Below are 23,143 nucleotides of genomic sequence, written 5' to 3'. Positions count from 1 at the left end.
GCGAGGGAGGGAAGGAAATGGCTACTATAAGAGATGTAGCAAAAGAAGCAGGTGTTTCAGTTGCTACCGTATCACGTGTATTAAATGATAACGGCTATGTTGGGGCTGATACGAGAAAGCGAGTTATGGAAACGATTAAACATCTGAATTACAGTCCGAATGAAGTGGCTCGATCACTATATAAGCGAGAGTCGCGCCTTATTGGTCTGTTACTTCCAGATATTACGAATCCATTCTTCCCTCAGCTTGCTCGGGGTGTAGAGGATGAAGTAAACCGATCAGGTTTTCGCCTTTTACTTGGAAATAGTGATGAAGATGCGACGAAAGAATTGGATTATATCCAAACCTTTGTACAGAATCAAGTTGTTGGGATAATATCAGCTACTAACAATACAGATAGTGACAACTATAAGGAATTAGATTTACCAGTTGTTTTTCTTGATCGGACACCAAAGAACTACCCTTCAGTTTTTGCTGACGGAAGAGATGGCGGTAGAATTGCTGCTAAAGCGCTGGTTGAGAGAGGGGCAACTAAAATCACGCTCATAAAGGGCCCTGCACATGTTCAGCCCGCGCAGGATCGTTTTCAGGGAGCACTCTCAGAGCTCAGTCAAGCAGCTGTAGATTTTTCTGTTTTGTCAACAACGTCTTATGCTTTTGAAGATGCGAAGAAATGGGCAGAGGAATTATTTGCGAAATATCCAGATACAGACGGCGTCATTTCAAGTAACGACATTGTCGCCATTGCTATTCTACATGAAGCGCTTCGTCTTGGTAGAAACATTCCAGAAGATGTACAAATTATTGGCTTTGATGATATACCACAAAGCAGCTTATCGTACCCATCCCTTTCAACAATCAGGCAACCTGCTTATGAAATGGGCCAGGAGGCAGCGAAGCTTTTAATCCGAATGATCAAAAAAGAACAAGAAATAGAACAAACGATTCAACTTCCAGTCACACTGGTTGAACGAAATACAACTAGAAAGGTTGATGAAAAATGAGAAAAGCAAAAATTGCCGTGATCGGGAGCTCCTCAATGGACCTGGTTGTTACTTCAGAGAAACGACCGGGGGCAGGAGAAACTGTACTTGGAAAAGCATTTAAAACCGTTCCAGGTGGAAAGGGAGCCAATCAGGCTGTTTCTGCGTCACGTCTTGGAGCAGATGTTTATATGATTGGCTGTGTTGGTGACGATCATTACGGAAAAGCCATTCTTGCCAATTTTGCACAAAATGGGGTTCATACAGACTATGTGGAACCGGTTACAGATATGGAAAGCGGAACGGCACATATCATCCTTGCTGAAGGAGACAACAGTATTGTCGTCGTAAAAGGTGCAAACGATCATGTAACACCTTCCTACGTGGATCGGGCAAAGCAACTGATTAGCGAGTGTGACCTTGTTATGATTCAACAGGAAATACCTGAAGAAACAGTCGAACATACTGCTTTGCTTTGTAATGAGCTTCAGGTGCCGCTTTTATTAAATCCTGCTCCTGCTCGTCCTATATCACAGCAAATCATTAACCATGCTGCTTATATTACCCCAAATGAGCATGAAGCAGCTGTTTTGTTTGGAGGTAAATCCAAGGAAGGTGCACTTCAAGAGTTTCCAGGAAAGGTATTTATTACAGAAGGCGCTTCTGGCGTACGCTATTTTGATGGAAGTAAGGAAGTTCTTGTTCCGTCTTTTAAGGTTGTGGCCATTGATACAACTGGTGCTGGTGATACATTTAATGCTGCATTCGGGACAGCGATTGCTGAAGGTAAAGAGCTTGTACAGAGCTTAACGTTTGCAAATCGTGCTGCGTCGCTTTCTGTGACTGGTTTTGGAGCGCAGGGTGGCATGCCGACACGTGATGAAGTAGAAAGGACATCTTAAGAATGAAGCGTAACGGAATTTTAAATAGTCATATTGCAAAAGTTCTTGATGATCTTGGTCATACTGATCAGGTTGTTATCGCTGATGTGGGTTTGCCAGTCCCAGATGGCGTTTTGAAAATTGATCTAGCCTTAAAGCCCGGCACCCCAAGTTTCATTGATGTTGTGAGGGAACTGTTTAAAGAAATGGTTGTAGAACGGGTGACCATGGCTGATGAAATCGACTCAAACAAGAAAGTAAAAGAAGATCTGGAGCTACTTTTAGCTGATGTAGAAGAAGCATATGTACCACATGAAGTGTTTAAAGAGCGAACAAAACTAGCAAAAGTAATTATACGAACTGGAGAAACAACGCCGTACGCAAATTGTATTCTTCACGCAGGTGTAATCTTTTAAAAGAGGTGAAAAACATGCAAATCAGCATGCATAATATCCATAAAGCATTTGGCGCAAACAAAGTGCTTGAAGGGGTCGCGATCGACATACAAGACGGTGAGGTTCATGCCCTGATGGGGGAAAATGGTGCCGGTAAATCAACACTGATGAATATACTAACTGGCTTGCACAAGAAGGATAGCGGAACCATCACGATTGATGGAAAAGAAACGGTTTTCGACAATCCAAAGCAGGCAGAAGAAAATGGTGTGGCTTTTATTCATCAAGAGCTTAATATCTGGCCGGAACTGACAGTCCTTGAAAATTTATTTATCAATAAGGAACCGGTTACATCTTTTGGTCTTATTAATACGAAAAAAATGAAAGCGATCGCAAAAGAGCAGTTTGAGAAACTTGGAATCTCCATCCCTTTGCAGCAGGAAGCTGGTAAATGTTCGGTTGGGCAGCAGCAAATGATTGAAATCGCGAAAGCGCTTATGACAAATGCAAAAGTAATCATTATGGATGAGCCAACTGCAGCTCTGACAGAACGAGAAATTCAAATGCTTTTTAATGTCATTCGATCACTACGAGAAAGCGGTGTCTCGATTGTTTATATCTCTCATCGCATGGAGGAGATTTTTACAATTTGTGACAGCATCACTGTTATGCGTGATGGGAAAACGGTAGACACGAAGTCGATACCGAACACGAGCTTTGATGAAGTCGTTCGTAAAATGGTTGGTCGTGATTTAACTGATCGATTTCCAGAACGTTTACAAGTGCCGGGTGAGATAATGTTAGAAGTGAAAGGATTAGCACGAAAAGGAGTGTTTGAGAAAGTCAGCTTTTCTGTGCGATCTGGTGAAATTGTAGGGGTATCAGGCTTGATGGGCGCCGGTCGAACTGAAATTATGAGAACGATTTTTGGACTCGATGGGAAATACGATGGGGAAATTCTCATTAAAGGGAAGCGGGTTACGATTAAAAATCCTAATCAGGCAGTAAAGCTCGGGCTAGGATTTATTACGGAAGATCGGAAAGAAGAAGGGCTCGTGCTTGATTTTTCTTTACGAGACAATATCGCATTGCCGAGTCTTTACAGCTTTGCACCAAATGGGCTCATCAATGAAAAAAGTGAACAGGATTTCGTCGATTTATTAATTAAGAGACTGACGATTAAAACAGAGTCATCAAAAACAAGTGCGAGGAATTTATCCGGAGGAAACCAACAAAAAGTTGTGATTGCTAAGTGGATTGGTATCGGACCAAAGGTATTGATCCTAGATGAGCCGACTCGTGGAGTTGATGTTGGAGCGAAGCGAGAAATTTATCATTTGATGAATGAACTGACGGATCGAGGAGTTGCGATTATTATGGTCTCATCCGAGCTTCCTGAAGTTCTCGGAATGAGCGATCGTATTCTAGTATTCCATGAAGGAAAAATGACAGGTGAAGTCTCTAAAAATGAGGCTACACAAGAAAAAATAATGACACTGGCAACCGGAGGTCACGAAAATGAATAAGACGATAAAAACGAACCACGTTGGAAATGTGATGCAGAAGCTCGGGCCATTGCTTGGATTACTTGCTCTTATTGTAACTGTGTCCATATTAAACCCAAGTTTCTTAGAACCTTTGAATCTATTAAACCTGCTTAGACAGGTGGCGATCAACGCCCTTATTGCCTACGGAATGACGTTTGTTATTTTGACAGGCGGGATTGATTTATCGGTTGGATCCATTCTTGCGCTCTCAAGTGCGTTAATGGCTGGCATGATGGTATCAGGTATTGACCCTATTCTTGCTATTTTAATCGGCTGTCTGCTTGGTGCGTTGATGGGGATGGTCAATGGATTGTTAATTACCAAAGGAAATATGGCACCATTTATTGCAACACTTGCAACGATGACTCTGTTCCGTGGACTAACGCTCGTTTACACGGAGGGTAATCCGATTACCGGACTTGGGGACAGCTATGCGTTTCAACTGTTTGGTCGAGGATATTTTCTCGGAATTCCTGTGCCAGCGGTAACAATGCTATTATCTTTCGGTGTGCTCTGGGTAATTCTACACAAAACACCGTTCGGTCGAAAATCGTATGCGATTGGAGGTAATGAGAAAGCGGCATTAATTTCGGGAATTAAAGTCTCCCGTATCAAGGTGATGATTTACTCATTAGCAGGTCTTTTATCTGCACTAGCTGGAGCGATTCTAACATCCCGTTTGAACTCGGCTCAACCAACAGCAGGTACTTCTTATGAACTGGATGCAATTGCAGCAGTAGTTCTCGGTGGGACAAGTCTTTCAGGTGGAAGAGGGTTAATCGTTGGGACATTAATTGGTGCTTTGATTATTGGAACACTTAATAATGGCCTAAATCTGCTTGGTGTATCTTCTTTCTTCCAGATGGTCGTTAAAGGGATTGTCATTATTATCGCTGTACTTATGGACCGCAAAAAAGCAGCTTAGGAGGGGTACGATGAAAAAAATATTGCCATTTCTGCTTAGTTTGTCACTTCTTGTACTGGGAGCATGTTCCTTGCAGCCTCCCGAGTGGGCAAAACCAAGTAAAGATACGGATATAGAGGATATTAAAATTGGGTTGTCTGTTTCCACCTTAAACAATCCATTCTTCGTTTCTATGAAGGACGGCGTTGAAGCGCAGGCAGCGGAGAATGGAATGGAAGTCGTCGTCGTTGATGCGCAGAATGACGCTGCGAAGCAAATCAGTGATGTAGAAGATTTAATTCAGCAGGGTGTTGACGTTCTATTAGTCAATCCAACAGATTCAGCGGCGATTTCAACTGCCGTTAAATCCGCCAATAGTCTCGGTATTCCGGTTGTAACACTTGATCGATCAGCCGAAAAGGGGGAGGTGGCAACACTAGTGTCTTCTGATAATGAAAAAGGAGGTGAAATGGCCGGTAGATTCCTTGTCGAACAGCTTGGTGAGGGTGCAAAGGTTGCTGAGCTTGAAGGTGTTCCAGGTGCTTCCGCAACGCGTGAACGAGGAAAAGGTTTCCACAATATAGCTGATGAACAGCTTGATGTGGTAGCAAAGCAGACAGCAAATTTTGATCGAACCGAAGGATTGAATACGATGGAGAATTTGCTTCAGGGTAACCCTGACATTGAAGCCGTTTTTGCTCACAATGATGAGATGGCTTTAGGAGCTATTCAGGCTATTCAGAGCTCCGGAAAGGATATTATCGTAGTCGGCTTTGACGGAAATGAAGATGCAATAAACAGTATTCAGAATGGCAAGCTTTCTGCTACGGTAGCTCAGCAGCCTGAGGAAATAGGATCACTTGCAGTGAAGGCAGGCGTAGATGTATTGAAAGGAAACAAAGTAGATGAAACGATACCAGTGCCATTGAAACTTGTAACGCAAAAAACCGAATAACTTGAAACGCTCCCTTAAGGGGGCGTTTTGTCTTTATGAAGGAGTTCATCAAAAAAAGTCGAAACAATTCAAGTAAAGAATTTGAAAAAAAGAGGGTGCTGGGATGGAATCCTGGATTGAAGCTTTATTTTCAGAAGATATTCTAAAAGAAGCCATTACCCGGTTTGGACTTCAAGCTGCAGACATGAAGTTGCTAGGTGATTTTGAAAACTATGTCTATGAAGTACGAGAAAAAACACAAGTGTACGTACTCAGGCTTACTCACAGCTCCCATCGTTCTTTTCAGGAAGTGGAGGCAGAAATCGACTGGATTAACGATTTGCATCAGAACGGCGCAAATGTTTCATATGTTTATCCTTCTACTAAACAGCAGTTCGTAGAAGAGCTCCCAATTCAACAAGGTTCTTTTTATGCCTGTCTTTTTGAAAAAGCGCCCGGATATTCAATTAAACCTGAGTCTACCTTTCATACTGATTTGTTCGAAGCGTGGGGAAAAGAAGTCGGGAAAGTGCATCGCTTATCAATGAATTACCGCCCAGGTAAAAACAGGCGAAAGAGATGGGACCAGGGGGACCTGATCCACTTTGATCGTTATCTGGTTAATAAAGATGATGCTGAAATCGTTCGGGAAGGAAAAAAGCTCGTTGAAACCATAAAGTTATTCCATGAAACTGGAAAATCGTTTGGGCTAATTCATTCAGACGTTCACCATGGGAATTTCTTCTTTGATGGGAAAGAAGTTCATCTTTTTGACTTTGATGATAGCACCTATCATTATTATGTGAGTGATTTGGCCATTCCGGTATATTATGCGATTTGGCGAACGTGTCATAACGAAAGTCTTGAGGTAAGATCGGCCTTTGCCAGCGAATTTATGTACGCTTTTTTGAAAGGATATCAAAAGGAATCACTCCTTGATAAAGAATGGTTAAAAACGCTCCCTTTCTTTTTACGGCTCAGAGATTATGAGCTGTATACCGTATTCCATAAGAAGTTTGATGTTCCGAATATGAAAAATGAAAATCGTCTTCTCCTTGCAAACATTCGCCATCGTCTCATCCAGAATGAAGTAATCGCAGATATCAATTACGATAACGTTATGGAAAAGTTGCAAAGCATCTAACTATGTTTTTAAAATGGATATAAGTGGTAAAGGACTCTGCAAAGCTTTTTCCGAATCTTAGGGGCAGCAGATTACTTCAACTAACCTGCAGAGGGAGAAAACACCTCAGAGAGAAGTTTTACTATACACGGAAAGGATGAACGAAAAATGGCGAATGTACGAATAGGAAAGTCAGATTTGCATGTAAACCCAATTGGTCTTGGTACAAATGCAGTAGGTGGACATAATATTTATCCTAATTTAAATGAAGAAACGGGTAAAGAACTTGTTCGCAGTGCTCTTGATCACGGCATTAACTTTCTGGATACCGCTTTTATTTATGGGCCGGAACGATCCGAGGAGCTTGTTGGTGAAGTACTTAAGGAGCGAGGAAATCGCGGTGATGTTGTACTTGCTACAAAGGGAGCTCATGAATTTAAAGGAGAAGACATTGTGTTCAATAACTCCCCATCTTTTTTGAAAAAAGCTGTTGAGGGGAGCTTAAAACGACTTCAAACTGACTATATTGATTTGTTTTACATTCATTTTCCTGATGAAGATACGCCAAAAGCTGAAGCTGTTGGTGCATTAAAAGAATTAAAAGATGAAGGGAAAATCAAATCTATTGGCGTATCCAACTTCAGTCTTGAACAGATGAAAGATGCGAATAAAGATGGTTATGTGGATGTGCTTCAGAGTCACTATAATCTGTTCCAGCGGGAAGCTGAGAAGGATCTTCTTCCATACACTGCAGAGCAGGATATTTCCTTTATTCCATATTTCCCCCTTGCTTCAGGGTTGCTCGTAGGCAAATACGATGAGAACGCAACGTTTGATGACTTTCGTGCAAAGAATCCGCTCTTCCAGGGTGAGACGTTTAAAGCAAACCTAAAGAAATTGGATCAAGTTCGACAGATCGCAAACTCGAAGGGCGTTGAAGTAGCGCACGTTGTCCTCGCATGGTATCTAACTCGTGATAGCATCGATGTTCTAATCCCAGGTGCGAAGCATAAAGAACAGGTGATTGATAATCTGAAAACCCTCAATGTGAAGCTAACTGGCGAAGAAGTTCAACGGGTTGATAGTATCTTTAGTTAATATAGCTTTTGAGAAAACCAGAGGATGTCGATCCTCTGGTTTTTCACACCATTTTTTGGAGAAATCGATGGCGTGTATGCAGGTTGTCCGTTGAATTCTGCGATAAACGCGTACGTTTAAAAAGTGGAGGCGAATGAGGAAGAAAAACATTCTATTTGTCATCGGTCTTTCTGCCGTGGTCATTGCCATTTTGCTTATCTTTCTTCTTGAAAAAGAACGTTCAGCACACCGGGTATGATCATGTCACTTGGAGCTGTTTGTTATGCAGCGGATCGCCTGGATGTTCATGAAGAGGGATAAGAAGAAAAAAGGGGGAATAGGATGCAACCTAAAGTCAAAGCGCTAGGGCTATTGGTTAGAGGAAATCACATTCTTGTTGAAGCCTATCGCGGATTACATTCAAAGGGATCTTCCGACTACTATCGACCGCTGGGTGGTACTATTGAATGGGGGTAGCGTTCATCCGATACGCTTATAAGAGAATTTAAGGAAGAGTTAGGCGTATCTGTTTGTGTTCTAAAGTACATAAAGTGTATTGAGAATATCTACACAATTCAACAAGAAATAAGCCATGAGCTGATTCAATTGCATGAGGTCGAGTTTGAAGATTCGAAGCTATATGAGAAGGAGAAATTTCTATTTGTTGATGGACATAAGGCAAGTGCGATATGGCTTTCAATAGATGAGATCCTATCAGGAAAGAAGACGTTGTATCCTGATAGTCTTGTGTCCGTGTTAAAAAATGATAAAAGGGAAGAGTAGGATTAATGAGATAATAATATGGGTTTATTACATCTTGACATCTAAATGAAATATTCAATTCAGGCTATATCCTTTAAATGAAACCATATTACTACTATAATAATAACTGGACGGGGAATAATATGTTCCTGTCTTACTAAAGGGTGAAAACAGTGGAACGAAATTCAACAGAAGCTGAGATTTCAAGTTATGTAGGTAAACTTTTACGAGATTATTTTGGAAAAGGTCCTTCATCGGTCTATGTATCGATTCAGGAACCTTATATAACGATTTACTTTCGTGATTTCCTTGCTCCAATGGAGCGAGTGCTAGTGGATCAAAAAGAGTCTATGCGAGTAGAGGAGACGAGAGATTTGCTGATGCAGGGGCTGCTTCCTGAAATTAAAGCATCTCTTCGTGTAATGGCTAATCTTGAGATTGAGTCATTTTACCATGATTGGTCGCTTCAGAATCGATCAGGTATTATTATAGGTGTTACTTCTAATGTGCAAGAAAGTGAAATAGATGGACTGCCAGATTATGCTGAGAAGGAAAAGGTCCATGATGAAATCGTACGGGTTAGTAAGCTTGCAGAAAAGGCACCTGAGGGAGTTGACTCCTGCTTCTTAAATGATCGGACGCTTGTTGTATTGCGCGATGGCATTCTAGTACGAATTGAGAAGGAACTTATTCGAAGCGGATTTGAAGAAGAGCTTAAGCTAACGAAAAGACGTCTTGAGAAGAGTCTTCTTCATAACAATCAATTCGAAGCGATTTTATCTGCCAAAGTACAGGATATTTTTGTGGATTGGGATTTCAATTTAGATAAAAGTTACATTACGATTATAATAAAACCCAACTAAACATAGGTGGAAATGAGCTGGGCAATAGAACCAGACATAAGCCGAAAAGACCGAATCACGGTCCTTTTCGGCTTTTTTATTTTCATCTTCCCATAATGGAGCAATAAAACCTCCACCTTTATATGAGGTTAATTAAGACTTTTAGATGTCCAATGGTTTCAACTAATCATTAGAGGGGACGAAGGCATCCTCTGATGGAAGGTGTTACTTTAACTCCTTTAATCGTACCAAGATAACGTCAAAGAGAAATTAAGTACCATTCAAGGAGGAAAATGATGAAATATTTAATCGATCATTCAAAAAAAATCATACACCGGACACCGTTTGCTGGTGATCGCTGTGAATTCCATACAACACCGATAAAGGAAAGAGAAGGGTCACGGGATAGTCTATACCTAGAAAAACTAATCGAAACAAAAGCATATGAGGTTTGTAACCATTGTAGTGGAAGCTTGAAAGAGGAGAGAGATCATCTCTTATAGAATAGTAGTAACTAACATGATAGATATTTTGTGCGGATGAGGTGGGGAATGGGATAGAGACCGGGCAGGTGTTGTTATAATCGAGAATAATCACCTGGCTTTAGTAGAAAGAGTGCGTAAAGGTAACACATACTATGTATTCCCCGGTGGGGGTATTGAACATGGAGAAACCTGTGAAGAAGCTGCGAAACGCGAGACCTTCGAGGAACTAGGCGTCCATGTTCAGTTAATTTCCCTCCTCGCTGTAGTTGAAGATATTGGCAAGCAGTATTACTTTCATGCAGTTATCATCTCTGGAGACTTTGGAAGCGGTCAGGGAGATGAGTTTCAACATGCAAGAGGAGATCAGGTACCTATAAAGCAGTCTGGATATCTGTAAATAGACTGGCTCAGCTCGATGTGCGTCCGAAATCGCTCGTTCAGCTTATCAATCATTTTTAAGAAGAACCTTATTAGAGAGAAACTGACTGAAAAACGAATAGTCAATCGGTTGGTAGTAAATAAAGAATCGGTAGTTGTGTTCTTTATTACGTCAATTGTTAGCGGAAGGCGTTAAATGTCAATCATTTTGTTAGTATTGATGGATAAAAGACATGATGCCCAGTGACATTTAGATAAGAAAAAGACACCGCTCAGAGCGGCGTCTTTTTACTTTTTTTAACTAATCAATTGAAGAATATAGCCACCCAAAACGCCAATAATGACGATCATCCAGGCGGGGAGCTTCCAGATCGAGAGTAGGGCGAACAGAATGGCAGCTAATGCGAAATCAGCTCCGGTCACGATTGCACTCTTAAGGACTGGATCATAAAAGGCTGCAAGTAATATTCCGACGACACTTGCGTTAACTCCAATGAGGATCTTCTGGAATGATGAATGGCTTCTCAACTCATTTAAAAATGGAAGAGCGGCAATAATAAATAGAAAGGATGGGAGGAAGATCGCAATGGTTACAACGAAAGCACCTGTAACTCCTTCTAACATTGTGCCTAGATAGCTTGCAAAGGTGAAAAGAGGGCCAGGAACAGCCTGTGCCATTCCATACCCGGCCAAAAACTGGTCGAGAGTAAGCATTTCCTGTGGCACTATTTCTCTCTCGATCATCGGAAGAACGACGTGTCCTCCACCAAATACAAGTGCACCTACACGGAAAAAGATGTCGAATAGGTTAAGCAAAGAATGATCGGTCATTCGATTAATGATTGGTAAGGCGATAAGAAGTGTTCCAAGCAAAAGCAGTGCTGAAACACCAGTTTTCTTTGATATTGAAACGGAAAATGGTTTAATAGTTGTTTCAGTCATATTTGTAAAAAGACGAAGTCCAAGGATACCAGCTCCTGCGATGATCACAAGCTGCATCCAGGCTGATGGATAAAGGAGCATGATCAATGCAGCAATAAGGGCAATGGAGAGCCTTGTTTTATCAGGCGTGAGCTTTTTTCCGAGGCCGATGATAGCATGGAGTACAACAGCTGCTGCAACAATTTTCAAACTGTGAATAAACGTATCCTCACCGAGTGAGAAGGTTTGATAGAGCATCGCAAAGACGACAAGGATGATGATCGAAGGCATCGTAAAGCCGAACCAGGAGAGAAATCCACCTACTATACCACCACGCATCATTCCGATGGCGATGCCAACCTGGCTGCTTGCTGGACCAGGTAGAAATTGACAGAGCGCAATAATGTCAGCGTACATTTTTTCATCGAGCCATTTTCTTCGATCGATGTATTCTTCTTTAAAGTAAGCTAGGTGGGCAACTGGGCCTCCAAAAGAAGTAAGACCCAGGCGGGTTGATACAAGTAAGATTTCGAGAAATGTTTTGATATTGGTTTTGTCAGGCATTGGTTACCCCCGTTAATCTTTTATTTCTTTAAATAGTTCGTATGCTTTCGCTTTAACTTCTGTTAGAATGTGCTCACCTTTACCATTCGTGCGATAGTATTTTCGGATTTTTCCATTCACATTTTTTTCTTCTTTCGTTAGCAATTCATCCTTTTCCATCGTGTGGAGAATCGGGTAAAGAGTGCCAGCGCTTATCTCATATCCATGATCCATGAGTTCTTTAAGCATCCATGATCCGTAAATGGCTTCCTCCTTCGCATGATGGAGAATGTAAATTTGAATAAAGCCAAGGAAAAGTTTACGTAGTACTTTGTTATCCAGAAGATCACCTTCCTAATATCATTCTGCGATATCGAATATCGATATTATAATAATCCATTTATCTATTGGCTAGAAGAAGTAGAGCGAATGTTTAACAAACCCTTTACAAATGGCTAGGGAATAAGCGCAAATTCTTTCAATAACATCATAGATATAGTAAGATATGGACTGATGTTTAGAACATTTTTGAACGGTCATTATAGTAAGAAACGATTGTTTTAACCGACAAAATGTTCCGGAAAAAGGAGGTATCGATAATTGGAAAATAAACAAACGTACGAATTTCTGGCAGACGATCCTGACTTTAATGTAAAACCAGTAATCATTTCCCTCATTATAGGAGCATTCTTTGCTATTCTTAATGAAACGCTTTTAAATATTGCCCTTACTACTTTAATGGAGCGCTTTAGCATAACTCCTGCAACCGTACAGTGGATGGCGACTGGATTTATGTTAGTGATGGGAATATTAACGCCAATATCGGCACTTTTACTTCAATCTTATACAACAAGACAAATGTTTCTAGGTACCATGACAATCTTTACGATTGGAACCGTCATTTGTGCGATAGCACCAACGTTTACGGTTCTTTTAGGAGGCAGGCTGCTTCAAGCAGCTGGAACGGGATTGCTTATCCCTATTATCTTCAATACATTTCTACTTGTGTTTCCTCCTGAACGGCGAGGAACAGTTATGGGTACAGTTGGCCTCGTCATTATGTTTGCTCCTGCAATTGGGCCGACACTTTCAGGTATTATTGTAGAGTATCTAGGTTGGAGATACCTTTTCATTACAGTGATCCCTTTTGCATTGTTCTCCATCGGATTTGGTTATAAATTCTTAAAGAACGTTGGAGAGGTCACAAAACCGAAAGTGGATATTTTCTCGATCATTCTGTCTACACTCGGTTTCGGCGGTGTTGTTCTTGGTTTCAGCTTTGCAGGAGAAGGAGAGGCGGGCTTTTTGGCTCCAAAAGTTCTTTTTCCACTTGTAATCGGAGTCATCGCACTGATATTTTTCGTGTTCAGACAGCTGAAATTAGAAGAACCAATGCTTGATGTTCGCGTGTTTAAGTACCCCATGTTCACAGTAGCCGTGCTTCTTTTCATCATTATTATAATGGCTATGTTTTCATCAGAAATTATACTCCCAATGTACATGCAGGGTCCACTTGCATTAACAGCGGCAACTGCTGGGTTGATTCTTTTGCCAGGCAGTCTGTTAAATGGTCTAATGTCACCAGTCATGGGTAAGTTATTTGATAAATTTGGTCCAAGGAAATTGATCATCCCCGCATCTCTCGTCCTTACTGTGGTGATGTTTACATTCAGTACGTTAAAGGTTGATACATCGATCTGGCTAATCGTCGTAAGCTATATTCTATTAATGCTATCAATCTCAGCCATTATGATGCCTGCACAAACAAATGGGTTGAACGGTTTACCGAAACACCTGTATCCACATGGTACAGCCATCATGAACACACTGCAGCCAGTCTCTGGCGCAATTGGTGTGTCGGTTTTCATCAGTATCATGACAACAAGGCAACAAGCCTACTTAGATCAAGCGGCTAATCCTGCTAACCCTGAAACACTCAGTCAGTCACTTGTTTCAGGTGTAGAGCTCGTTTATCTTGTTGCATTTGGCTTTGCGATTGTTGGCTTGATCGTTTCTCTCTTTATTCGTAAAGCACTTCCGGAAGAACCGGCAAAGCATCATGATCCGCAAACAGCTGTTAATGAATAATAGGGAAAAGCGTCTCGATTGAGACGCTTTTTAGTTTGTCACAAATTGTAAATGTAAACTGGTTCCTGAAGTGGAACATAAACGTAATAGGTATGTTAAATTACAGGATATTATTAACAGATAATAAAAGATATGGATCATAAAGAGATAATGTTTACAGCTTCTCTCCTTTAAATGGAAAGGATTTATTCCCTTATTTAACAGCATGGTTACATACATTATAGCTATCTTAGCGGAAGGTTAAGAGAGCGTTTCCAACATGAAATCTGTCAAGTGAGGAACTCGAGGTGAATTTGACATTAAAAAAAAATGGGCGTATTATACTCAAGTATTAGCATTTAAATAAAATTAACAAATTCACAATTTATTTATAATAAATAGAACGAAATACGAGCAAACTCGTAAGGAGGTTTTTGGTCATGCGTGAACAATTAAAAGGTCATTTGAATAACCCATGGACATTGTTCTTTGGCGTCATTCTACTATTCTGGTTAAAGACGTATGCCGTCTATCAAACTGAATTTCAATTAGGTATTAAAAATGTCATGCAGTCTTTTCTACTCATATTAAATCCAATTAGCTCGTTGCTTCTATTCTTTGGGCTTGCGTTATTTTTTAAAGGACGTAAGCGAGCATGGGCCATTCTGATTATCGATTTCTTGCTTTCATTTGTACTATATGCCAATGTCGTTTACTATCGTTTCTTTAACGATTTTATTACACTTCCAACTGTTCTGCACTCAAATGACGCGGGAGAGCTTAAAGATAGTGCATTTGCGTTAATGCAGGTTTCTGATGTTTTCTATTTTGTTGATACGCTGCTGATTCTAGGATTAATCCTATTTAAGGTTGTTAAACCACAGGCACCGATACAGAAGAAGAAAATCGGTCTTGTTTTTGCAGCTGCTGCCATCTTCTTCACAGTTAACCTTGGACTTGCAGAAACAGATCGTCCGCAACTGCTGACACGTTCATTTGATCGTACGTATCTTGTAAAGTATCTGGGTCAATTTAACTACCAGATCTTTGATGCTGTGACGACAATTAAATCAAGCTCACAGAGTGCTTTTGCAAGCAGTGATGATTTAACAGATGTTAGGAACTTTGTTGAAGCAAACCGAACTGAACCTAACCCAGAATACTTTGGGAAAGCTGAAGGAATGAATGTTGTCTATATTTCACTTGAATCGCTTCAGAGCTTCGTGATCGGGAAAGAAATTGATGGTCAAGAAGTAACACCTTTCTTAAACAGTCTTGTAGAAGATCAGAACACATTCTATTTTGATAATATTTTCCATCAGGTTGGACAGGGGAAAACGTCTGACGCTGAATTCATGATGGCAAACTCTCTTTATCCGTTACCAAGTGGATCAGTTGCGATGGAAAAAGCGCGTAATACGTATCAAGCGCAGCCAGCTATTCTTGAACAAAAAGGATATTCGACCGCATCATTACACGGGAACGGGAAAACATTCTGGAACCGTGATGAACTGTATAAATCGTTTGGTATTCAAAAATTCTTTGATGCAAGCTACTATGATATGAATGAAGAAGATGTTCATAACTATGGTCTTAAAGACAAACCGTTCTTTGAGCAATCCATGCCATATCTTGAAAGTCTTGAACAGCCATTCCATGCGAAGATGCTGACACTATCGAATCACCATCCGTTTACAATGGATGAAGGTGACGTGGATTTCCCTACACCTGAAACAGACGATTCAGTAGTAAATGGTTATTTCCAGACAGCGAAATATATGGATGAGTCCATTGAGCAATTCTTCAATGATCTTAAAGAATCTGGTCTATATGACAATACGGTTATCGTGATGTATGGAGACCATTACGGTATTTCAAACAATCATAACAGTGCGATGGAAGAAGTAATGGGGAAAGAAATGAATCCATACGAAAACGCACAATTGCAGCGTGTTCCACTCTTCATCACTGCTCCTGGTGTAGAAGGAAAGCAAGTGCACAAATACGGTGGACATATGGACATCAGAGATACCGTTCTCCACCTTCTAGGTGTTGAAACAGATGAGTTTATCACATTTGGTTCAGATCTTCTTTCAGAAGACCATCGTGAGATTGTACCTTTCCGGAACGGTGATTTCGTAACGCCTGAAGTTACATCTGTTAATGAGCAGTGTTATGCAAATCCAACTGGAGAAAAAGTTGATGCAGAAGCTTGTGAACAGGCAGGCAAGTTTGCTAAAGAATCACTTGAGCTATCCGATAAAGTGGTTTATGGTGATCTACTCAGGTTCTATGAGCCTGAAGGATTTAAACCTGTAAACCGTGATGATTACAACTATACTGTTGATCAAACAAAACCATTTCAGGAAAATCCTGAACATGAAAAAGAACAAAAGTAATTCAGAAGCATCCTACCGTAAGGTGGGATGCTTTTTTTGGTGTGCCGGCATGTGCGTACACATAAGGTTCAAGTCCTGAACGGTGAAGGTTTGTGGTAAACGTTAGCCAGAGGCAAGGGTGTCCGGGGGGCAGTCACCGCCTCCTTACTCGATTATCTCCATCTAAAGTCGTAATAAAAATAAGAAAATGGCTTGAGGACATGATGGTAGATTAAGGTTATAATTTCCATATAAAGTGATGTTCAGGTAGGATTACGGAATAAGAAGGAGTGAGAGAGGGAATGAAACGATTTATTTGTATTACTTGTGGAACACAGTATCCTTTGTCAGAGGACAAACCAGAAGTATGTCCAATTTGTCTAGAAGAGCGACAGTACGTCAATCCTGACGGACAGGAATGGATAACGCTAGAGGCTATGCAGCAAGAGCAATTTCAAAATGAAATCATTAAAGAGGAACAGGGTTTATATAGTGTTACGACGTCGCCATCATTTGCGATTGGACAGACCGCATATGTTGTTCAGGAAAAGGATTTTAGTCTGCTTTGGGACTGTATCAGTTACCTTGATCCTAAAACAATCCAACGTTTGAATGAGCTTGGAGGCATTAATGCTATTGCCTTATCTCATCCACACTATTATTCAACGCAAGTAGAGTGGGCTGAAGCTTTTAATGTTCCAATCTACATTCATGAAGACGATCAAGAGTGGGTCATGAGGAAAAGTGAGCACATTCAGTTCTGGAGTGGGGAGAAGCTCGAACTAGCGAACGGATTAACAATTTACCGTCTTGGCGGTCACTTTAAAGGTGGCGCAGTATTGCACGTGAGAAATGGAAATGAAGGTAAAGGAACCCTGTTAACCGGTGATATCATTCAAGTTGTAGCTGATCAAAATTGGGTTAGTTTTATGTACAGCTACCCAAACTTAATTCCTCTTCCAGTTAATAAAGTAAACGAAATGGCTGAAAAGGTAAAGCCACTCACATATAACCAGATTTACAATGCTTTTCATAAAAAGGTTGCAAACGATGCGGATCAAGCCGTTCAACATTCGGCGGAGAGGTACATCCGTGCACTGTCGGGTGAACTTTTTCATACATAAGCTGCGCAGCCTCCAAAGAGAGGCTGCGTTTATTTGAATTAATGGCTTTGCATGTCGAAAAGAAGGGAAAAGATGTAAGAAGTGAGAATAAAGTAAGAGGGGGTAAAAAAGAATTTAAAGGATATTATGACGATAACAGAATTGGAAACAGAGTCATTCTATAAGTACCATTGTCGTCAGCGAGAAGCAAAAATGATTGTAGAAGGAACTAATCCTGTTAGAAGCTTGGTTTCATCTGTTTTTTTACATATAACACGATTGATTGTTTCGATCAGACGGGAGGCTTTGAATATGAAAATTTACAATTTCAATAAAGAATCTGGCAAAGAGATCACTAAATTTGGGTCTCGTTTTGTCATGTCTCGTATTTCTCAGACTGCTTCGAGTGTTCATATAGGTGTGATGTATTTAGAATCAGACGGCATCATTGGTTATCATCAAGCTGTAACAGATCAATTGCTGCTCATCGTGACTGGTGAAGGTTGGGTGAGAGGCGAAGGGGAAGAATTGTTTAAAGTGAGCACAGGAGACGCTGTCTTCTGGAGCAAGGATGAGTGGCATGAAACGACTACAGAAAAAGGATTGACCGCCATTGCAATTGAAGGGGATTTGGACCCAAACTTGTTTTTAAAAGAAAAAGGAGAAAAGCACCCTAATGATGAATTGGATAGGACCATATGAGGGAAAGGAATAGGTGTGATGAATGGAACTGAAACAGTAGGCTTTTGGCCACGATTTGCCGCTTTACTATTAGATGGATTTATTATAGGAGTACCGATTTCATTACTGAATAGCTATGTGATAGAGGGGCAACACGGTGATGAAGTGAGTAGCGCATTGCAGTTTCTTTATTACTTTTTCGTTCCGATTGTATGGTATGGGTATACCGTAGGAAAGCGGATACTCGGTATCCGAATTGTTAAATTGAATGGTGATCCTCCAGGCTTTGTTACGATGTTACTAAGGATTGTTGTATCCGCTTTGCTTTACGCTCTCACGGTTGGAATTTGCTTTATAGTAAGTATGATCATGGTAGTTGTGCGAGAGGATAGAAGAGCGATTCACGATTTTATTGCAGGGACGCATGTAATAAAGGAAGAATAACAAAATAAAAGGCTTTCCTCCGGAGAGAAAAGCCTTTTAATATATGCTAGTTACGCTTTAGTTACGTTAGTAGCTTGTGGTCCGCGGTTACCTTGCTCTGTGTCAAAAGTAACTGTTTGACCTTCTTCAAGAGTTTTGAAACCTTCGCCTTGAATAGCTGAGAAGTGTACGAATACGTCGTCTCCGCCTTCAACTTCGATGAAGCCAAAACCTTTTTCTGCGTTAAACCATTTAACTGTACCTTTATTCATGTGTGTATCCTCCAAGTGCATTTTGCACAAATATTACTATTACTGCTCTACATAATCATTTGAGATGTAAGTACTTTCTGAAGTAGCCTATTCTTTAATAATCAGTACCGAACAACAATAATTAACCTTAGTATAACACGTCCTCCAAAAAAAGCAAACATGATCTCAAAAAAAGGTTTTTCAAAAGGTAAGGAAAAGTCGTAAAGTAGTGGTTAGAAAATAAGTGAATGGCTCTATAAAGCGGTGGATAATAATAAAAATAAGTTACCCTTTGAAGTTTTTAATGTAAAATAAATTTCGTTCTTCTATAATAGAGGAGAGATTCGATTTATATCGGAGGTTAAAGCTATGCCAATTCAAGAACCTGCAATTGAAAAAGAAGTGATTATGATTGGAAAAACGATTGAAGAAAGAAAATTTAAGATAGCAAAAAGCTTAGTGCAGGATCCTGATCCATCCAACTACGAGCAGGTAGTTAATTTAAATGCAGAGTTAATGCAATTTTTCGCAGATGCGATTCTCAAAGGAATTGAAGTTTCGACCGAACTTGTAACGAAGTGGGGCCGAGAAACTGGTGAACTAGCCGTCCGTTATGGAGCAGAGCTGGATGAATCACTTAAAAACACGGCTACACTCAGACAGGCTATCTTAAAAGTTTTAGAGGAAATTGCGAAAGAAGTATCATGTTCTGTCCAAACCATTTTTAGAGTGACAGGTATCCTTGATAGTGTACTGGATCAAGCTGTTTATGCTTATAGTACGGCCTACGTTTCATCATATAAAAGTACACTCAATCATGCACAGGAAGTATTTCTCGAGCTTTCTGTTCCAGTCGTTCCTATTCTAGAAGGGGTCGCGGTTTTACCGATTATTGGTGATATCGACACGCACCGAGCCAGTCTGTTGATGGAAACTGCTTTGAGAGAATCGACCGAGAAAAGGTTAACGCATCTTTTTATTGATCTGTCTGGTGTCACCATTGTTGATACCATGGTAGCAAACAACATTTTTAATATTATTTATTCACTTGAACTGCTTGGGGTAAAAGGGATCCTTGCGGGAATACGTCCTGAAGTCGCCCAGACAATGGTTCATCTTGGGATTGATTTTTCTTCTATTCAAACTCACAGTACTTTGAAGCAAGCTTTGGCGACACATATATTGTAAGGAAATGCCGTCTCTTTAGGGGATGCATTTTTTTGTCATGTTATTTTGAACGGTTATTAGTACAGTTTGTTCTCTTCTGTGTATCGTGTGAAAAGAGTCAATAATTTCCACTACCCAATAATGAAATTTATAAGTTAAACCCATTGACGTGTAACTTAATCGCTAATAAAATGAACTCGAAAATTTGTAGAAGGATCCTCTTTATCCCACAGCTTGTGGCAGTATCAAACTCTACTGAAGGAAGTTTCACTTTTGGCAAGTTTTCCTAATTTAGAGGAAGGGAGGAGGTCGTAATGTTCTATCGAATTACGATTTACCTTCTGGGTATGTTCATCAACTTCTTTGGGGTAGCACTAGTTATCCATGCTACTCTTGGGGCAGGATTCTGGACATCCTTTTTTATTGGTATATCGGATCTTTTTGGATTGACTGTAGGCTTCTGGTACGGTTTTTTCCAAATCCTAATTATTTTTTTGAACGCCTGGCTTATGAAGAAAAAGCCAGAATATGCAGCACTTCTACCTATTGTACTTGAAAGTATTATTCTTGATTTCTGGGTAGAGGTGGTCTTTGTGGCTGTCAATTTATCAGCAGCGCCTTTAATAGTGAAGAGTGTGGTTCTTGTTGCAGGGATGATAGCGATTGGGCTAGGCGTTGCCATTTATATTCTTCCACAGTTCCCGAGGGCACCGTTCGATCAGCTATTTCTAGTTGTAAGCTTCCGCTTTAACCTGAGCTTACAAATGGCCCAGACCCTTGTAGCGGTCATCATGGCATCACTTGCATTACTTATTGGTGGTCCAGTTGGAATCGGTACAGCGGCACTTGTCGTGTTCCTTGGTCCTATTATTCAATTCTGGTACGTAAGAGCATATCCAATATATTATGTTCTTTATCCTTACCACGCGCCACATGAAGCTTATTTATAACTATTCAGGTTCCTGTGATAACACAGGGACCTTTTTATCCCACCTTAAGGGGCAGTAAAACCCCCACCTCAGGATCGTAGTTTGCTCAAGACGTTTAGGTGTGGGTTAACTGCCCCTAAAGGTCCGATTGGTTCAACTAACCAACGGAGGGGTGGCAACCCCCCCCCCCCCATCTGTTGGAAGATTCAAATTATATAGAAACTTGGTGATTGGGGTGGTTGTAATGAAATCGTCACAATTTTTCGCTTTTGCAATTGAGAGATCAAGGGTAAAGTCACTTTGGGAGGGATCATAGTGAAAAAATTAATCAATCACTCAGATGATGTTGTGACACAAATGCTGGATGGCATGGTGAAGGCCCATCCTGAGACCTTAGAGCGACTCGAAGGTACTACTGTATTATTGAGAAAAGAACGGTCGGCTAAAGTTGGGATCGTTAGCGGTGGTGGAAGCGGTCATGAACCTGCTCATGCAGGCTACGTTGGAGAAGGAATGCTCGATGCAGCAGTAAGTGGAGAGGTGTTCACTTCACCGACTCCTGATCAGGTGTTAGAAGCGATTAAAGCAGTTGACCAAGGGGACGGAGTTCTTCTTGTTACTAAAAATTATACAGGTGACGTTATGAATTTTGAAATGGCGGCGGAAATGGCAGAGGATGAAGGGATTACGGTTGAACAAGTAATTGTGAATGATGACGTGGCTGTAGAAGATAGCACTCACACAACTGGACGACGTGGGGTCGCCGGTACGATATTTGTTCATAAAATTGCAGGTGCTGCGGCAAGGGAAGGAAAGTCGCTCAAGGAAGTTAAATCCGTTGCAGAAGAGGTGATTCGCCAGGTTCGTTCAATGGGCATCGCACTTTCACCTGCACAGGTTCCTGGCTTAGGTAACCCAGGCTTCGATATTGGAGAGAGTGAAATGGAGCTCGGAATTGGGATTCACGGGGAACCAGGAATGGAGACGATTGAAATAGCATCTGCTGACGAAGTAGCCGAACGCCTTATGAATCAAGTCCTTCCGGAGCTTGAATTTAAAGAGGGCGATGAAGCTGCTGTTATGGTGAATGGAATGGGTGCTACACCACAAATGGAGCTGTATACATTAAATAACCGTATCCAGGATCTATTAAGCAAAAAAGGAATTAAAGCTGAAGTGACCCTAGTTGGAAACTATATGACTGCGCTTGAAATGGCGGGCGCTTCTTTAACCGTTCTTAAATTAACGAACGAATTGAAAGCGCTGCTAAAAAGCCCGTGTCAAACAACTGCATGGACAATCAGCGAGTGAGAGTTAATACTCAAAAATGAAATAAAAGGAGGTAATAGGTATGTTTACAGCTGAGATGGCTAGGCAGTGGGTGAAGGAATCTGCTAGAAAGATGGAAGCAAATAAGGAGGAATTAACCAATCTTGATCAAGTGCTGGGTGATGGTGATCATGGCTTGAATATGAATAGAGGTTTTAAGGCTGCTGTTGAGCAACTAGACGAAGAGACGGTTGATGCGGGAGCAGTATTAAAGAAAACCGGTACGAATTTGCTCTCTAAAATAGGTGGTGCATCGGGTCCTCTTTATGGCACGCTATTTATGAAGTCTGGTAATCACTTAGAGGGAGCTGAGATAGAGCTTAGCGAACTTGCAATCGGACTTCGAAATGGATTGGACGGCATGAAAAAGCGCGGGAAAACAGAGCGAGAAGAGAAAACGATGATTGACTTACTTGAGCCTGTCGTTGAGTTAATGGAGGAGAAGGGAAATGATCTTACTCCAGGTCAATTAACCGATATGGCGAAACAAGCGCTAGAACATGTAAAAGGGTATGAAGCGAAAAAAGGGCGTGCAGCTTATTATAAAGAAAAATCAAAAGGGAAGCAGGACGCTGGAGCCCAATCTTCCTACTATATCATTGAAGCACTCGCGTCAGTGCTGGAAAAGGGTGGTGCTTATTAATGATCGGTCTTGTAATCGTTTCACATAGCCCTGATATTTCTAAAGGACTAAAGGAAATGCTTAATGAAGCGCAACCTGACGTTAAAGTTGTAGATGCAGGAGGCACAGACGATGGGGAAATGGGGACAAGCGCTATGAAAATCCAGTCTGCGATCGGAGAAGCAGATGATGGAGAGGGTGCTGTAATTTTAGTAGACTTTGGTAGCTCTGTGATGAATGCTGAAATGGCGATTGACATGCTTGAAGGTGAAAAGGAAGTAATGATTGCTGATGCCCCCTTAGTTGAAGGGGCATATAGTGCCGTGATGGAATCTGGTTTTGGTAAATCACTTAAGGAAGTTGTTGAAGCAGCGAAGCGGTCGACAGAGACGAGTAAAATTCAATAGGTATGATAAAA

General features: G+C 40.9%; 26 protein-coding genes. 23 read left to right on the top strand and 3 right to left on the bottom strand.

Features of this window, described 5'->3' with window-relative positions; translation table 11 throughout:
- The first annotated feature begins 17 nt into the window (after positions 1-17).
- The 13 genes from ABFG93_RS07250 (at position 18) to ABFG93_RS07190 (ending at position 10,330) form a co-directional block, all read left to right on the top strand.
- Positions 18-1,004, top strand: a complete 987-nt coding sequence (locus ABFG93_RS07250; protein WP_347551885.1) for a LacI family DNA-binding transcriptional regulator — start codon at positions 18-20, stop codon at positions 1,002-1,004.
- Entirely contained in the window at positions 1,001-1,885 is an 885-nt protein-coding gene (rbsK, locus tag ABFG93_RS07245; protein WP_347551883.1) for a ribokinase, read from the top strand. The genes ABFG93_RS07250 and rbsK overlap by 4 nt, the downstream gene beginning before the upstream one ends.
- 2 nt (positions 1,886-1,887) lie before the next feature.
- Positions 1,888-2,280, top strand: coding sequence for a D-ribose pyranase (gene rbsD, locus ABFG93_RS07240; protein ID WP_347551881.1), 393 nt, complete (start codon positions 1,888-1,890; stop codon positions 2,278-2,280).
- Between the two features lie 14 nt (positions 2,281-2,294).
- On the top strand, positions 2,295-3,785 hold the full coding sequence (locus tag ABFG93_RS07235) for a sugar ABC transporter ATP-binding protein (protein WP_347551879.1): 1,491 nt from the start codon (positions 2,295-2,297) through the stop codon (positions 3,783-3,785).
- The gene (gene rbsC, locus ABFG93_RS07230; protein WP_347551877.1) at positions 3,778-4,731 is read left to right on the top strand and encodes a ribose ABC transporter permease RbsC; all 954 of its coding nucleotides are present in this window, start codon (positions 3,778-3,780) and stop codon (positions 4,729-4,731) included. Before ABFG93_RS07235 ends, rbsC begins: the two co-directional genes overlap by 8 nt.
- A 10-nt stretch (positions 4,732-4,741) precedes the next feature.
- Positions 4,742-5,665: a ribose ABC transporter substrate-binding protein RbsB gene (gene rbsB / locus ABFG93_RS07225; RefSeq protein WP_347551875.1), complete on the top strand. Its 924-nt coding sequence runs from the start codon at positions 4,742-4,744 to the stop codon at positions 5,663-5,665.
- A 103-nt stretch (positions 5,666-5,768) separates the two neighbouring features.
- Positions 5,769-6,788 (top strand): phosphotransferase enzyme family protein, encoded by a 1,020-nt coding sequence (locus tag ABFG93_RS07220; RefSeq protein WP_347551873.1) that lies wholly within the window; start codon positions 5,769-5,771, stop codon positions 6,786-6,788.
- Positions 6,789-6,935: 147 nt separating this feature from the next.
- Positions 6,936-7,865, top strand: a complete 930-nt coding sequence (locus tag ABFG93_RS07215; protein ID WP_347551871.1) for an aldo/keto reductase — start codon at positions 6,936-6,938, stop codon at positions 7,863-7,865.
- A 321-nt stretch (positions 7,866-8,186) separates the two neighbouring features.
- The gene (locus tag ABFG93_RS07210; protein ID WP_347551869.1) at positions 8,187-8,321 is read left to right on the top strand and encodes a hypothetical protein; all 135 of its coding nucleotides are present in this window, start codon (positions 8,187-8,189) and stop codon (positions 8,319-8,321) included.
- A gap of 129 nt (positions 8,322-8,450) precedes the next feature.
- Positions 8,451-8,627 (top strand): hypothetical protein, encoded by a 177-nt coding sequence (locus ABFG93_RS07205; RefSeq protein WP_347551867.1) that lies wholly within the window; start codon positions 8,451-8,453, stop codon positions 8,625-8,627.
- A 152-nt stretch (positions 8,628-8,779) separates the two neighbouring features.
- Positions 8,780-9,469: a Na-translocating system protein MpsC family protein gene (locus ABFG93_RS07200; protein ID WP_347551865.1), complete on the top strand. Its 690-nt coding sequence runs from the start codon at positions 8,780-8,782 to the stop codon at positions 9,467-9,469.
- A 272-nt stretch (positions 9,470-9,741) separates the two neighbouring features.
- Positions 9,742-9,951, top strand: coding sequence for a hypothetical protein (locus tag ABFG93_RS07195; RefSeq protein WP_347551864.1), 210 nt, complete (start codon positions 9,742-9,744; stop codon positions 9,949-9,951).
- Between the two features lie 112 nt (positions 9,952-10,063).
- Entirely contained in the window at positions 10,064-10,330 is a 267-nt protein-coding gene (locus ABFG93_RS07190) for an NUDIX domain-containing protein (protein ID WP_347551862.1), read from the top strand.
- Positions 10,331-10,608: 278 nt separating this feature from the next.
- On the opposite strand, the gene chrA is transcribed toward ABFG93_RS07190, so the two are convergent.
- Complete coding sequence (gene chrA, locus ABFG93_RS07185) at positions 10,609-11,796, bottom strand: chromate efflux transporter (RefSeq protein ID WP_347551860.1); 1,188 nt, start codon at positions 11,794-11,796, stop codon at positions 10,609-10,611.
- Positions 11,797-11,808: 12 nt separating this feature from the next.
- Entirely contained in the window at positions 11,809-12,117 is a 309-nt protein-coding gene (locus tag ABFG93_RS07180; protein ID WP_347552781.1) for a PadR family transcriptional regulator, read from the bottom strand.
- Positions 12,118-12,402: 285 nt separating this feature from the next.
- Between ABFG93_RS07180 and ABFG93_RS07175 the strand changes: the two genes are divergently transcribed.
- From ABFG93_RS07175 to ABFG93_RS07155, 5 genes are all read left to right on the top strand, one after another.
- Positions 12,403-13,863, top strand: a complete 1,461-nt coding sequence (locus ABFG93_RS07175) for an MDR family MFS transporter (protein WP_431522082.1) — start codon at positions 12,403-12,405, stop codon at positions 13,861-13,863.
- Positions 13,864-14,282: 419 nt separating this feature from the next.
- Positions 14,283-16,241 carry an LTA synthase family protein gene (locus ABFG93_RS07170; protein ID WP_347551856.1) on the top strand — a complete coding sequence of 653 codons (1,959 nt, stop codon included), beginning with the start codon at positions 14,283-14,285 and terminating at the stop codon, positions 16,239-16,241.
- A 281-nt stretch (positions 16,242-16,522) separates the two neighbouring features.
- Positions 16,523-17,344, top strand: a complete 822-nt coding sequence (locus tag ABFG93_RS07165) for a hypothetical protein (RefSeq protein ID WP_347551854.1) — start codon at positions 16,523-16,525, stop codon at positions 17,342-17,344.
- Positions 17,345-17,635: 291 nt separating this feature from the next.
- Entirely contained in the window at positions 17,636-18,025 is a 390-nt protein-coding gene (locus ABFG93_RS07160) for a cupin domain-containing protein (RefSeq protein ID WP_347551852.1), read from the top strand.
- Positions 18,026-18,043: 18 nt separating this feature from the next.
- Entirely contained in the window at positions 18,044-18,448 is a 405-nt protein-coding gene (locus ABFG93_RS07155; protein ID WP_347551850.1) for an RDD family protein, read from the top strand.
- Positions 18,449-18,498: 50 nt separating this feature from the next.
- Here ABFG93_RS07155 and ABFG93_RS07150 read toward each other — a convergent pair whose 3' ends face one another.
- Positions 18,499-18,699, bottom strand: coding sequence for a cold-shock protein (locus ABFG93_RS07150; RefSeq protein ID WP_048310643.1), 201 nt, complete (start codon positions 18,697-18,699; stop codon positions 18,499-18,501).
- 348 nt (positions 18,700-19,047) lie between these two features.
- On the opposite strand from ABFG93_RS07150, the gene ABFG93_RS07145 reads away from it, so the two are divergent.
- From ABFG93_RS07145 to dhaM, 5 genes are all read left to right on the top strand, one after another.
- Positions 19,048-19,866, top strand: coding sequence for an STAS domain-containing protein (locus tag ABFG93_RS07145; protein ID WP_347551848.1), 819 nt, complete (start codon positions 19,048-19,050; stop codon positions 19,864-19,866).
- 293 nt (positions 19,867-20,159) lie between these two features.
- Complete coding sequence (locus ABFG93_RS07140; protein WP_347551846.1) at positions 20,160-20,795, top strand: YczE/YyaS/YitT family protein; 636 nt, start codon at positions 20,160-20,162, stop codon at positions 20,793-20,795.
- A gap of 294 nt (positions 20,796-21,089) precedes the next feature.
- Complete coding sequence (gene dhaK, locus ABFG93_RS07135) at positions 21,090-22,085, top strand: dihydroxyacetone kinase subunit DhaK (protein WP_347551844.1); 996 nt, start codon at positions 21,090-21,092, stop codon at positions 22,083-22,085.
- A gap of 40 nt (positions 22,086-22,125) precedes the next feature.
- Positions 22,126-22,746, top strand: coding sequence for a dihydroxyacetone kinase subunit DhaL (dhaL, locus tag ABFG93_RS07130; protein WP_347551842.1), 621 nt, complete (start codon positions 22,126-22,128; stop codon positions 22,744-22,746).
- The gene (gene dhaM, locus ABFG93_RS07125) at positions 22,746-23,132 is read left to right on the top strand and encodes a dihydroxyacetone kinase phosphoryl donor subunit DhaM (RefSeq protein ID WP_347551840.1); all 387 of its coding nucleotides are present in this window, start codon (positions 22,746-22,748) and stop codon (positions 23,130-23,132) included. Before dhaL ends, dhaM begins: the two co-directional genes overlap by 1 nt.
- Positions 23,133-23,143: the final 11 nt, after the last annotated feature.

This window comes from Pseudalkalibacillus hwajinpoensis (genome assembly GCF_039851965.1).
Classification (GTDB): domain Bacteria; phylum Bacillota; class Bacilli; order Bacillales; family Guptibacillaceae; genus Guptibacillus; species Guptibacillus hwajinpoensis_E.
Note: the sequence above shows the minus strand (reverse complement) of the source record. Positions and strands in the feature narration are given on the sequence as shown.

What these genes read in the sequence shown, in the direction of transcription:
- ABFG93_RS07250 (WP_347551885.1), top strand. Translation starts at nt 18, where the DNA reads ATGGCTACTATAAGAGATGTAGCAAAAGAAGCAGGTGTTTCAGTTGCT.
- rbsK (WP_347551883.1), top strand. Translation starts at nt 1,001, where the DNA reads ATGAGAAAAGCAAAAATTGCCGTGATCGGGAGCTCCTCAATGGACCTG.
- rbsD (WP_347551881.1), top strand. Translation starts at nt 1,888, where the DNA reads ATGAAGCGTAACGGAATTTTAAATAGTCATATTGCAAAAGTTCTTGAT.
- ABFG93_RS07235 (WP_347551879.1), top strand. Translation starts at nt 2,295, where the DNA reads ATGCAAATCAGCATGCATAATATCCATAAAGCATTTGGCGCAAACAAA.
- rbsC (WP_347551877.1), top strand. Translation starts at nt 3,778, where the DNA reads ATGAATAAGACGATAAAAACGAACCACGTTGGAAATGTGATGCAGAAG.
- rbsB (WP_347551875.1), top strand. Translation starts at nt 4,742, where the DNA reads ATGAAAAAAATATTGCCATTTCTGCTTAGTTTGTCACTTCTTGTACTG.
- ABFG93_RS07220 (WP_347551873.1), top strand. Translation starts at nt 5,769, where the DNA reads ATGGAATCCTGGATTGAAGCTTTATTTTCAGAAGATATTCTAAAAGAA.
- ABFG93_RS07215 (WP_347551871.1), top strand. Translation starts at nt 6,936, where the DNA reads ATGGCGAATGTACGAATAGGAAAGTCAGATTTGCATGTAAACCCAATT.
- ABFG93_RS07210 (WP_347551869.1), top strand. Translation starts at nt 8,187, where the DNA reads ATGCAACCTAAAGTCAAAGCGCTAGGGCTATTGGTTAGAGGAAATCAC.
- ABFG93_RS07195 (WP_347551864.1), top strand. Translation starts at nt 9,742, where the DNA reads ATGATGAAATATTTAATCGATCATTCAAAAAAAATCATACACCGGACA.
- chrA (WP_347551860.1), bottom strand. Translation starts at nt 11,796, where the DNA reads ATGCCTGACAAAACCAATATCAAAACATTTCTCGAAATCTTACTTGTA.
- ABFG93_RS07170 (WP_347551856.1), top strand. Translation starts at nt 14,283, where the DNA reads ATGCGTGAACAATTAAAAGGTCATTTGAATAACCCATGGACATTGTTC.
- ABFG93_RS07165 (WP_347551854.1), top strand. Translation starts at nt 16,523, where the DNA reads ATGAAACGATTTATTTGTATTACTTGTGGAACACAGTATCCTTTGTCA.
- ABFG93_RS07160 (WP_347551852.1), top strand. Translation starts at nt 17,636, where the DNA reads ATGAAAATTTACAATTTCAATAAAGAATCTGGCAAAGAGATCACTAAA.
- ABFG93_RS07155 (WP_347551850.1), top strand. Translation starts at nt 18,044, where the DNA reads ATGAATGGAACTGAAACAGTAGGCTTTTGGCCACGATTTGCCGCTTTA.
- ABFG93_RS07150 (WP_048310643.1), bottom strand. Translation starts at nt 18,699, where the DNA reads ATGAATAAAGGTACAGTTAAATGGTTTAACGCAGAAAAAGGTTTTGGC.
- ABFG93_RS07145 (WP_347551848.1), top strand. Translation starts at nt 19,048, where the DNA reads ATGCCAATTCAAGAACCTGCAATTGAAAAAGAAGTGATTATGATTGGA.
- ABFG93_RS07140 (WP_347551846.1), top strand. Translation starts at nt 20,160, where the DNA reads ATGTTCTATCGAATTACGATTTACCTTCTGGGTATGTTCATCAACTTC.
- dhaL (WP_347551842.1), top strand. Translation starts at nt 22,126, where the DNA reads ATGTTTACAGCTGAGATGGCTAGGCAGTGGGTGAAGGAATCTGCTAGA.
- dhaM (WP_347551840.1), top strand. Translation starts at nt 22,746, where the DNA reads ATGATCGGTCTTGTAATCGTTTCACATAGCCCTGATATTTCTAAAGGA.